Origin of the sequence: Kitasatospora sp. NPDC096140, assembly GCF_040303045.1 — a bacterium.
Taxonomy (GTDB): Bacteria; Actinomycetota; Actinomycetes; order Streptomycetales; family Streptomycetaceae; genus Kitasatospora.
Genome location: NZ_JBEOUW010000035.1, coordinates 1 through 10,698, shown reverse-complemented (window position 1 = coordinate 10,698; position 10,698 = coordinate 1). Strand labels below are relative to the sequence as shown.

Annotated in this window: 8 protein-coding genes and 1 pseudogene; 3 read left to right on the top strand and 6 right to left on the bottom strand. The window is 72.9% G+C overall.

From position 1 onward, the window contains the following. Positions 1 to 86 precede the first annotated feature (86 nt). Complete coding sequence (gene dacB, locus ABT048_RS29825) at positions 87 to 1,700, bottom strand: D-alanyl-D-alanine carboxypeptidase/D-alanyl-D-alanine endopeptidase (protein WP_350524638.1); 1,614 nt, start codon at positions 1,698 to 1,700, stop codon at positions 87 to 89. 276 nt (positions 1,701 to 1,976) lie between these two features. Between dacB and ABT048_RS29820 the strand changes: the two genes are divergently transcribed. Beyond that, complete coding sequence (locus ABT048_RS29820) at positions 1,977 to 3,470, top strand: serine/threonine-protein kinase (RefSeq protein ID WP_350524637.1); 1,494 nt, start codon at positions 1,977 to 1,979, stop codon at positions 3,468 to 3,470. A gap of 77 nt (positions 3,471 to 3,547) precedes the next feature. After that, entirely contained in the window at positions 3,548 to 4,105 is a 558-nt protein-coding gene (locus tag ABT048_RS29815; RefSeq protein ID WP_350524636.1) for a hypothetical protein, read from the top strand. A gap of 61 nt (positions 4,106 to 4,166) precedes the next feature. On the opposite strand, the gene ABT048_RS29810 is transcribed toward ABT048_RS29815, so the two are convergent. The 5 genes from ABT048_RS29810 to ABT048_RS29790 all read right to left on the bottom strand — a co-directional run bounded on the left by ABT048_RS29810 (position 4,167) and on the right by ABT048_RS29790 (position 10,078). Next, positions 4,167 to 5,069, bottom strand: coding sequence for an oxidoreductase (locus tag ABT048_RS29810; RefSeq protein WP_350524635.1), 903 nt, complete (start codon positions 5,067 to 5,069; stop codon positions 4,167 to 4,169). A 145-nt stretch (positions 5,070 to 5,214) separates the two neighbouring features. Further along, positions 5,215 to 6,321: a serine hydrolase domain-containing protein gene (locus ABT048_RS29805; protein ID WP_350524634.1), complete on the bottom strand. Its 1,107-nt coding sequence runs from the start codon at positions 6,319 to 6,321 to the stop codon at positions 5,215 to 5,217. A 209-nt stretch (positions 6,322 to 6,530) separates the two neighbouring features. Beyond that, a complete protein-coding gene (locus ABT048_RS29800) occupies positions 6,531 to 7,346 on the bottom strand; it encodes a 2OG-Fe(II) oxygenase family protein (protein WP_502894093.1) in 816 nt (271 codons plus the stop codon). Beyond that, on the bottom strand, positions 7,330 to 8,559 hold the full coding sequence (locus ABT048_RS29795; RefSeq protein WP_350524633.1) for a hypothetical protein: 1,230 nt from the start codon (positions 8,557 to 8,559) through the stop codon (positions 7,330 to 7,332). Before ABT048_RS29795 ends, ABT048_RS29800 begins: the two co-directional genes overlap by 17 nt. A gap of 235 nt (positions 8,560 to 8,794) precedes the next feature. Further along, a complete protein-coding gene (locus tag ABT048_RS29790) occupies positions 8,795 to 10,078 on the bottom strand; it encodes a metal-dependent hydrolase family protein (RefSeq protein WP_350524632.1) in 1,284 nt (427 codons plus the stop codon). Positions 10,079 to 10,469: 391 nt separating this feature from the next. Between ABT048_RS29790 and ABT048_RS29785 the strand changes: the two are divergent. Then, a pseudogene (locus tag ABT048_RS29785) lies at positions 10,470 to 10,698 on the top strand (hypothetical protein); the annotation flags it as partial.

The following is a 10,698-nucleotide window of genomic DNA, read 5'->3' as shown; positions in this document are numbered from 1 at the left end:
GGCCCCGTGTGCCGCCCCACGCTGGCGGGGCCCGCCGGGGCCCGCCCCCCCCCCGGGGCCTCCCCTGGTGTCGGGATCGGGCCGGCTCAGGAGGCGCTGCCGTGCTCCTGGGCGCGGTGCCCGCCCGACGCCTGCTCCTGGAGCAGGGCCGCGATCTGGTTGACGTCGTCGAAGATGCGGATGACGTCGTTGATGTCGGTGGCCGAAGCGCCGTTCACGCCGACGAAGAAGAGGTGCAGGCAGCCGTCGTCCGTCTCCAGGTAGCCCGCCAGGTTCTCGGCGTTGTAGGCGATCCGCTGGTTCAGGTCGTCCGCGCCGACGATGGTGCCGGGCTTGGCGAACACCTTGCCCTTGGCCGGGCAGTCGGTGGTGCACGAGATCGCCAGCGAGCCGTCCACGCCGAGGATCGGCAGGGCGTGGCGGAAGGCGTCCGCGTCGGGGGTGTGCAGCCAGTAGCCGAGCAGCTGGTCCAGGCCGATGGGCGTGGCGCGGTCCTGGAAGACGCCGCCGCGCCCGTCGGCGAGCTGGAACTGCGTCGGGTCGACGTGCGCCACGTCGACGAGGAAGTCGTGCTCGACGCCGAAGCCGTCGAAGCAGTCCTTGCTCCCGCGCGTCACGGCCATGTTGCACAGGGCCAGGTTGGCGCCCAGGTTGTGGCTGACCTTGAGGATCAGCTTGGCGTACTGGCTGTACGGCGGGGAGACGTACGCCGCGACCTGCGGGTCGCCGTCGTAGGAGGCCGGCAGCTTGCCCTCCGGGTTCGGACCGGTCGGGTCGGCGCTCACGGAGACCCCGGCCCGGGCGAGCGCCTCGATCAGGGCGGTGCGGCCGAAAGCGTTCGGGTCCTTGACGTTCGAGATCCGCAGGACGGGCTGCGCGTCGGCCGCGATGGTGCCGGACAGGCTGATCTGCGTGCCGTCGGGGGAGGCGGAGACCTGGATGTTCGTCGGGCCGCCGGCCGCCACCGTCTGCACCGTGGAGGTGACCTGGTAGGGGGCGACCTGGGGACGCCACATGAGCTGGGCGGTCCGGCCGGGGGCGGTGGGGGTGGTGAGCAGGTCGATGACGTTGTCGTTGATGATCAGCGGGGTCGGCTGCGGGTCCAGGTCCGGTGGGGTGAACAGATGGGGGTCGACGACGACGTCCCCGTTGACCCGGGTGAGGCCGGCGTCCCTGACCTGGTGGGCGATCATGTCCAGCCCGGCGAGCGGGTTCTCGGGCGTGAGGGTGGCGCCGGGCAGGTCGTTGGCGCTGGTGTGGTCGATGGGGGTGTAGTCGACCGTCCCGTCGGGCCTGGTCCGGCCGCCCATCGTGAGGTCGCCCTGGGCGACCAGCGCGAGGTTGCCGTCGAGGGTCGAGCCGGTGCGGGTGCCGGTGGCCATGACGGGGGTGGTGAAGCGGTGGTCGGGGCCGAGCGTGTGCCAGGCGCCCGAGATGGTGACGAGCTTGGCCGTCGAGCCGGGGACGAAGAACTGGTTCGCGAACCGCGAGTGGAACACCTGGCCGCTCTCGGGGTCGGTCTCCAGCACGCCCCACTGCGCGTGCTCGTAGCCGGGCTTGTGCATGATCGCCTCGATGGCGGGCCCGAGGTCGTCGTCGTGCGCCGCCGCCGGGGGCGCGGCGATCGTGCCCGCCAGGGCGGCCAGCGTGGCGCCGGCGGCGGCCCAGGCCGGAAGGCGGCCGCGGAGCGTTCGTCTCATCTGTGCGTCCCGTCGTCTCAGGGGTCGGCAGGCCCGGCGCGAACCGGCGCGGACCGGCTGTTCATGGGGCGGATCGTAGGAACCCGGACGGCCTACTTCCCGGTAGGCGTGGGCGCGCTGACGGCGTGTGGCGGGAAAGTCCACCGGTCAGCCGATCGTCGGCGGCGGTGCGGGCGCCACGCGTGGGAGGACTCCCGTCCCGACGCGCGGCCGGTTCTCGACCGGCCCGCCCGTGGCATGTCCCGGGGCCGGGCCGCGGCACTAAGGTAAGGGCCCGTGACAGCAACGAACGGGGCAGTGGTCGGGGGCCGTTACCGCCTTCACGACCTCATCGGGCAGGGCGGCATGGGCCGCGTGTGGCGGGGGTGGGACGAGACCCTCGGGCGGGACGTCGCGGTGAAGGAGGTGCTCCTGCCGGCGGGCGTCGGCGACGACGAGCGCGAGCACCTCCTCCAGCGCACGCTGCGCGAGGCCCTCGCCGCGGCGCGGCTCAACCACCCGGGCATCGTCACCGTGCACGACGTGGTCGAGCACGAGGGCGCGCCGGTGATCGTCATGGAGTACGTGACCGGCGCCTCGCTCGCCGCGGTGCTCGCCCGGGAGGGCGCCCTCCCGGTCCGGCGGGTGGCCGAGATCGGCATCGCGATGCTCAAGGCCTTGCAGCAGGCGCACGCGGCGGGGATCGTCCACCGCGATCTCAAGCCGGACAACGTCCTGTTGATGGACGAGCGGGTCGTCATCACCGACTTCGGCATCGCCCACATGGCCGACGCGACCACGGCGCTCACCCGCACCGGCGCCGTCATCGGCACCCCCGCGTACATGGCCCCCGAGCAGTTGGAGGGCAAGCCGCCGACGGCCGCCAATGACCTGTGGTCGCTCGGTGCGACGCTGTACGCGGCGGTGGAGGGACAGGCGCCGTTCCACGCGGAGACCTTCAGCGCGCTGTGCATCGCCGTCGTCACCCGGCCGCCGCGTCCGACCGAACGGGCCGACGCGCTCGCGCCGGTGCTCGCCGGGCTGCTCACCAAGGACCCGGCGCAGCGGCTGACGGCGGAACAGGCGCTCGCGGCGCTGGAGTCGGTGGCGCGGGGCGGCGAGGCCCCGGCGTTCGTCCCGCCGCCGACGCAGGCCGACGGGTCGGGGCCCGCCGGGTTCGGGCCGCCCCCGGTCTACCGGCTGCCGGAGTCGCCGGCCAGACCGCTGCGGTCGGTGCTCGGCCCGCTCCCGCCGCAGGTGTCGACGCCGGGCGGCGGCTGGGTGCCCGGGCAGCAGGCCGCGCCCTACCCGCCGACCACGCCCTACCCGCCGACCGCGGCGCCGGTCGGAGCACCGACCGCGGCGCCGACCGTGATGCCGACCACCGGCGGGAACCCCGGGGCGTCCGAGAGCAGCCCGGCCGTGGCCCGCCTGGTGCGCTTCCTCGGCAGCATGGCGCTGTTGTGGGCCGTCGGCCTGGTGCTGCCGTGGAACTACCTGCGGGACCTGCCGCCCTCCTACTACCCGGCCGTGGTCGCCACCACGGCCGTGATCTCCTCCATGCACGCCGCGCCCCGGTGGCGCCTCCACCCGGCGTCGGCCTGGGCGCTCTTCTTCGTCTTCGACGTCGTCGTGCTCTACGTCCTGACGCACAACTGGCACATCTTCTGGTGGCTCGGCCGGGACGGCTTCAGCCCCTGGCCCGGCCCGATCGGGGTGAACTCGCTGATCGTCTCGACCGGTGTCTGGCTCCTGTGGTGGAGGGTTCCCGGCGGCCGCCGCCGCGCATGAGGCGGACGCCGGGCCGGACGAAGATCATCCGGGCGTAGGCTCTTCGCGGACGACAAGGCAGGAGAGGCGAGGCAGACATGGGCCAGAAGATCATCCGGTTCTCGGACCTGACCGGCAAGCACGTGGAGGACGACGACGACCTGGTGCGCATCGTCGTCCACCGGCACCCCGACCTGGCGGACGGGCCGGTGGAGATCGAGGCGCTCGCCGGTGAGGTGGCCGACGTGGAGGAGCTGGCGCTCGACCTGGTGACGATCGAGCTGCACCACCCGGGCTCGGACGAGCCGCGGACGGTCGTGCTGGAGGCCGAGGCGTTCGACCGGCTGGCCTCGGCGGCGCCGATGGCCGAGGTGCTGCAGGGCGCCAAGCCGGTCGCCCGGTCGATCCCGGGTCAGGCCGTCGCGTCGCGCGCCGCCAAGGAGCGGGTCAACTACGCGACGCTGGACCACGCCGGCCGGCCGCACAAGGGCCGCACCACCGACGCCGAGAAGCAGCTCGTCCGGGAACACCTCGCGGAGATCAACGAGCGGCTGGCCGCCGAGGGCGTCCGGACGATCGACCCGGCCAACCCGGAGCACGTCGCCCGCTACGGCCTGGACGCCCCGGCCGGAGCGCCCGGCGTCACCCGGGGCTGACGAGGGCCGCCCCCGCCCGGCTCACCGATGCCGGGCGGGGGCGTCGCGCGCCGCCCGGGATTCACGCGGCGTCCTCACGGCGGTCGTCGAGCAGGGCCAGCTCCTCCGGGGTCAGGCGCAACGCGCCGGCGGCGATGTTCTCGGCGAGGTGCGCGGGGTTCGCGGTGCCGGGGATGGCCAGCACGTGCGGGCCGCGGTGGAGGGTCCAGGCCAGCCGCACCTGGGCCGGTGTCGCGCCGTGGGCGCGGGCGATCGAGCGGACCCGCGCGTCCTGCTCCAGGCCCGCGCCGGCCTCCCGCCGCAGGCCGGAGACGGCGAAGAACGGGACGAAGGCGATGCCCTGCTCCCCGCAGAGGTCCACCAGCCCGTTCTCGTCGGCGCGGCGCGCGTCCAGCCCGTAGGAGTTCTGCACACAGACCACGGGTGCGATCGCCCGCGCCTCGGCCACGTGGGCCGGCCGCACGTTGGAGAGCCCGAGGTGCCGGACGAGCCCCGCCTCGCGCAGCTCGGCGAGGGCGCCGAAGTGCTCCGCGATCGAGGCCGTCCCGGGGCCGTTGTGGCGCAGGTTCACCACGTCCAGGCAGTCCCGGCCGAGCTGGCGCAGGTTCTCCTCCACGTGGCCGCGCAGCTCGTCGGGCCGGGCCGTGTGCCACGCGCCGGACGGGTCCCGCCACGGGCCGACCTTGGTCGCCACGACCACGTCGCCGTGCCAGGCGCTCAGGGCCCGGCCGACGAGCTCGTTCGCGGAGCGCAGCGGCGAGAAGTAGAAGGCGGCCGTGTCGACGTGGTTCACGCCCTGCTCGAACGCGCGGTGCAGCAGGCCGACCGCGGCACGGCGGTCGATCGGCGGGCCGTCGGAGTTGCCCAGCATGCCGTTGCCGGTCAACCGCATCGTGCCGTAGCCGATCCGGTTCACCTCCAGGTCTCCGAGCTTCCACGTTCCTGCGTCCGCTGCCGAACTCATCGCACTCCTCCGCTGTCGGGTCATCAGGCCGGTCCTGGAGTATGGAGTAGCAGCGGGGCCCGGCGACAGGCCGGGAAGCCGCGCGGAACGTCACACCAGCAGCGGGAACGAACCGTCGGTGTCCGACCGTTGTACGGTTCGGCGGTCAGCCGGTGAGTGCGGCGTCGACGATCGCCCTGATGTACGGGAGGTCGTTGCCGGCTCCCGTCGGGTTCAGCGAGTACACCACGCGGTGCCGGAGGTCGCGGGTGGCGAAGACCCCGTTGTCCCAGCCGGGTCGCGAACCGGTCTTGCCCCAGGCGTACTCGCCGTTCGGGAGCTGGTGGCGCAGGAGTCCGCCGAGGCTGTAACAGGCCGTTCCGCCGACGCAGTTCGTGTTGTCCGCGGCGCTCGGCACGTCCGGCACCTCGAAGACCAGCTCCTGCTGGGCGGGCGGGAGGAGACGGCCCCGGAACAGCGCGGTGACGAAGCGGTCGAGGTCGGCGGCGGTGGAGATCATGCCGCCTTCGGCCCACGGGTACGGGCTCTGCTCGGTCACGTCCTGTCCGTCGACCCGCACCTGCGCGTGGGGCGAGGGGATGGTCGGGTCGTCGGCGGCGGGCAGGGCGGTGTGGGCCAGGTGCAGTGGCCGGATGATCCTGCGGTCCAGTTCGGCGGAGAAGGAGCGGCCGGTGACCTTCTCGACGATCAGGCCGAGGACCAGGGAGTTGAGCCCGTTGTACTGCTGCTCCTCGGTCCGGGGCGCGGGCGGCACGTCGCCCGCCGCGGCGAACGAGTCGCGCAGGAAGTCCTCGGGCGTCACGGACCTGAGCTGCCACCCGGGTCCGTCGGCCGGGCCGGGGGTGGGTGCGGGCTTGGGCAGGCCGCTGGTGTGGTCGAGGAGCCGGCGCACGGTCACGTCCCCGTACGCCTCGGGCAGCACCTCGGGGACGTACTGCCGCGCCGGCGTGTCCAGGCCGATCCGGTGCTCGGCGACGAGCTGGAGGACCACCGTGTTGGTGAACAGCTTGGTCACACTGCCGATCCGGACGTACGCGTCGGCGGTGACCGGCCCGGCGGAGGCGCCCGTACCGTCCTGCCGGACCAGCGCGCCCGCGACGACGTCGTCGGGCAGCCGGCGGAGGACGTCGTCGACGGTCGGTGACGCGGGCGCGCCGGCGGCGGGCACGGCAGCGGCGGCCGCGGGCAGAGCCGCGCCGGCCGTGAGGGCAGTGGCCAGGGCGAGGTTGGTGACGGCGAGGCGGATGCGCATCGGGAGTGCTCCTGAACGGTGTGGACGGGCGTGCGTCAACCCTGCCGCGCACCGCCGCCGTTGCCATCGGTGATCACCCTGACAACGACCCTGGACCGCCCCTGGCCCGACCCTGGCCCTTCCCCGGGATCCGCACCCCGGCGCCGCCACCGCAGGACGGTGGGCGGGGTGCACGTCCGGTCCCGTGTGCTGCCCGACGGTCCGCCGCGTCAGACGGGCGGCATCAGATCGCTCGCGCTGACGGTGTACGTCAGCGGGGGGTAGACGAAGTCCGTTTCCCTGTTCTCACGGCGCCTCAGTCGGTAGAACTCGTCCCTCTGCTCGTCGTCGGCCGCCGTGAGGCGCGCACCCTGGGGGAGGTACGCCTGTCCGTCGCGGAACCGCACGAGGGTCTTGGACGTCCGGAACGTCACGCCCAGCCACTGGTTGTCCGGCGTCGGGCCGGGGGCGTCCAGGACGATCCTGTGCCGGAGCCGCCGGTTCGTGTCGACGGAGAACACGACGACACCGTGGTGGACGAGGGGGATCTCGAACGTCTCGCCACCGGGATCCTTCGATTCGAAGATCAGTTTCCGCGGCGGTCCCGCTTCGGGGTGTCGGTAGCAGGAGAAGACGGCGATGAACGAATCGTCGGCCAGATCCAGGGCCTGGTCGGAATGGCCGCCCATGGTCCGGTAGGCGTTCGTGTAGCTCTCGACGAGGGCGTTGTCGAAGCCGACCGGAAGCCCCGCGCGTTCCCGGATCCGCTGCGCCAGCCGATCGTGCACGGGCCGGAACAGCTGCGCCGGGCTGCCGTACCGCGTGGTGGTGCGGACGAGCGGCACACCGCCCGCCTCGTCGGCCTTGGCGAGCACCGCGCCTCTCCGGCCCTTCCCCACGTCCTCCCAGCGCACCGACGCGGACAGCTCCGCGAAGGTGTCGTCCTCGGTCGGCACGACGAACGAGCGGACGTCGTAGGAGCGGACGTCGTTCGAGCGGAGGTCGTCCGAGCCGACGTCGTCCGAGGCCCTAGATCCGGGGGGCAACGTAGTCTCCCGTGTTCATGCTGAAGAGGAGTTCCTTGCCGTAGTCGACGAAGGACGAGGTCCTGTTCTCCTCGGCGTAGAGCCTGCGCAGCTCGTCCATGCCGTCCGGCGTGGGCGGCCCCAGTTCCACCCGTTCGTCGCCGACTTTGAGGAAGGTCCGGCCGTTCGTGTGGACGGCCTCGGCGTTCGAACAGCGCACCACGTATCCCAGGCGGGTCGGGAGCAGCTCGGCGTCCAGGGCCGAGGGCCGGATCTCGTGCGTGTAGAGGCGGTTGGTGGACAGTGGCACGAAGAACACCGACCCGGGGTGGAGGGTCACGGTGAACTGCGCCGGGAGCGTGGCACCGCCACGTCCTTCGGCGGGCTCCTTGAGGCGGAAGCGGAGGCTGGTCAGCCCGCCGGCGCCCTTCACACCGTGGTCGAAGGCGTCCCCGGCGAGGGGCTGCAGCCTGTCGAGCCCGTCGTAGAAGGTGCAGAAGGCCATGATGCCGTTGACGGGCATGTCCTTGGTCTTGTCGGCGTGGGCCGAGATCCTGGCCTTGGACTGCTTGCGCTCGGCCGTCGCCAGGGTGTTGTGGTAGATCTGCGCGAGGACGTGGTTCAGCGGTGCCGCGTTCCGGAAGACGGCGGCGGCCTCGCGGTTCAGCGCCTCGACGATGTCGGTGTCGGTCGGGCGGAAGCCCTCGGTCGGCCCCGAGAGGTTCGTGGAGCACCGGAGCAGGCGGAAGTGCAGGTCGTCACCGTCGCGCGTGACGGGCGTGAGGTAGATGCCGGTGCGGTGGGCCGTTCCGGGCTTGGTGGACTCCGTCAGGGACTGGAACGCGTGCTCCGCGCGGATCCGTCCGAAGTGGTCGGCGCCGGGTTCGAAGAAGCGGTGGTAGTACACGCCGACACCGTGCACGCGGACGGGGACCCGGCCGAGGCCGACGACGGTCCACGGTGCGCCGCCGCCCTCCTGGTACCCGTGGGACAGCTCCCGGACGACGAACACCCGGGCGGCCGCTCGCAGTCGGCGGGCGTCGATCGCGGACACGTCGCCGCACAGGTAGACGGTCCGCTGCGCGAGGTCGGCAGGATCGGAGGCGAACTCCTCCGGGGTGACGGTGGACCCGAAGAAGTCCCTGACCACGTCGTCGTCCTGCAGCGCCGAAGGCGCGACCAGGATGTTGCCCGCATCCTCGATGCAGGCTTCGGCCGGCTCTGGTGCGGACATCAACGGCACCTGCCATTCGCGGACATCGGCGGGACTCCTCGAAACCGTGGACACGGCAACGGCCCGCACTCCTTCGTCCGATCGCGTCGTGCGACGCAAACGGAAGGAGCCGGACCGCCGAATCCCGATGCTCTCACGGGGCCTTGACGGCGGGCAACGGAGTTCCGGGACGTCGGATCGACCGGCACGGCACTGCGGACCGGTGAGGTCCGGACCGGCCGAGCCGGCCGGCCGGTCAGTCGAGCTGGTCCTTGTGGACGACGCCGCCCTTGACGATGAGGCGCAGGTTGCGCCCGGGGTCGGCGAGGACGGACAGGTCGGTGGTCGGGTCGCCGTCGACGACCAGGAAGTCGGCCCAGGCTCCCGGCGTGACGACGCCGAGCGGCGCCGCGCGGTAGGGGTCGCGGCGGCCGGACATGCGGAAGAGCTCCGCGTTGCCGGAGGTGGCCAGCTTCAGGGCCTCGACCGGGCTCAGGTGGTGGCCGAGCCGGACGAGCATGTCGATCTGCCGGTCGGCCTTCGCCGGGTCGAACACCAGGTCGGTGCCGAAGGCGAGTCGTACGCCGTGCCGCAGCGCCCAGCCGAAGGTGCGGGCGACGCCCTCGCACACCTCGCGGTTCTTGCGGGCGCTGTCCGGGGACGCGTAGTGGTGGTCGTCGACCTCGAACGGCTGGGTGCTCAGCCACACGCCCTTCTCCGCGAGGTAGCGGATGGTGGACTCGTCGACGAGGTGACCGTGCTCGATGCAGCGCACCCCGGCGTCCACCGCGCGGCGCACGGCGTCGGAGGTGTAGACGTGCGCGGTCACGTACGTGCCCCAGTCGGCGGCCGCCGCCACCGCGGCCTCCAGTTCCGCGGTGGTGAACTGCAGCACGTCCAGCGGGTCGAAGTCGGAGGCGACGCCGCCGCCGGCCATCAGCTTGATCTGTGCGGCGCCCTTGCGCAGCTGCTCGCGCACCGCCGCGAGCACCCGTGCCGGGCCGTCGGCCACCCGGGTGAACCCGAGCTGTTCGGTGCGGGCCTGCGGACCGCCGAACGCGGTCGGGGTGTCGTGGACGGCCCCGAAGTCGCCGTGCCCGGAGGTCTGCGAGACGGCGGCCTGGCTCGGGTAGATCCGCGGGCCGGGGAACAGCCCGCGGTCGAGGACCCGACGCAGCGGCTCGGTGTCACCCGCCATGTCCCGGACGGTGGTGAAGCCGCGCATCAGCATGTCGCGGGCCGAGGCCAGGGCCTGGTAGTAGACCGTGCCGGTCGGTGCGAGCTGCAGCTCTGCCATGGTGCCGCCGATCGCGAACAGGTGGACGTGGGCGTCGGTGAGCCCCGGGATGAGCGTGCCGCCGCCGCCGTTGAGCACCCTCGTGCTCCCGGGGACGCCGCGCGGGAAGGGGCGGCCTGGCACCACCTCCGCGATCCTGTCCCGTTCGACCCGGACGTGCCCCGGCACCGCTTCCGCTCCGATCCCGTCGAAGACGCGCACGTTCGTCACCAGCAGCCCGGCATCCGGGTCGTCGACACCCATACGGCCATCGTCGGCCGGAGACGGGTCCGGGACCAGTGGGCCGGTGCCTCGGCGGTGTCCGGTGCGGCCCGGTCGTCAAGGCCGTGGCGGCGCACACCGACGCCGTTCGGGTGGTTCCGTGGGCCGGGCGGTGGCCGGGGACGGGGCGTGCAGGGATGGGGTGCGGCGCGAACACACGGAGCAGGGGCTCGCGCTCGTCGGCCCTCGCGCCGGGCGGGCCGCGCCGGGGGAACCGTACGTGCGAGAACGGGCCCCGGGAGTACGTAGAGTGCGGCGGGAGAGGGAGTCCGGGTCGGGCGGGTCACAGCCGACCTCCGGACTCCCTTGCCTCATCTCCTGCGTGCCAGCAAGCCCTTGGCATCAATCGTCTAGTCGGACCGGAAGTTCACACGTGACGCCTCAGACCATCGACCTGCGCCAGACCGCCGGACCACGCCGGATGGCCGACCATGGCAGAACCGGCCACCGTGCCCTCATCGCGCCGGCCACCTCGCACGCACCCACCGGGCCCCACCCCGACCAGTTCGACCAGACCGCGTTGCGGGCCGCTCTTGCGGCCGCGGCCGATGACCGGATCATCTACGACCTGGACGGCATCGGCCGTCAGTACGCCGCGCTGT

Bases quoted from the DNA above. Each gene is read 5' to 3' on its own strand.
- dacB (WP_350524638.1), bottom strand. From the start codon at position 1,700: ATGAGACGAACGCTCCGCGGCCGCCTTCCGGCCTGGGCCGCCGCCGGC.
- ABT048_RS29815 (WP_350524636.1), top strand. From the start codon at position 3,548: ATGGGCCAGAAGATCATCCGGTTCTCGGACCTGACCGGCAAGCACGTG.
- ABT048_RS29810 (WP_350524635.1), bottom strand. From the start codon at position 5,069: ATGAGTTCGGCAGCGGACGCAGGAACGTGGAAGCTCGGAGACCTGGAG.
- ABT048_RS29805 (WP_350524634.1), bottom strand. From the start codon at position 6,321: ATGCGCATCCGCCTCGCCGTCACCAACCTCGCCCTGGCCACTGCCCTC.
- ABT048_RS29795 (WP_350524633.1), bottom strand. From the start codon at position 8,559: ATGTCCGCACCAGAGCCGGCCGAAGCCTGCATCGAGGATGCGGGCAAC.
- ABT048_RS29790 (WP_350524632.1), bottom strand. From the start codon at position 10,078: ATGGGTGTCGACGACCCGGATGCCGGGCTGCTGGTGACGAACGTGCGC.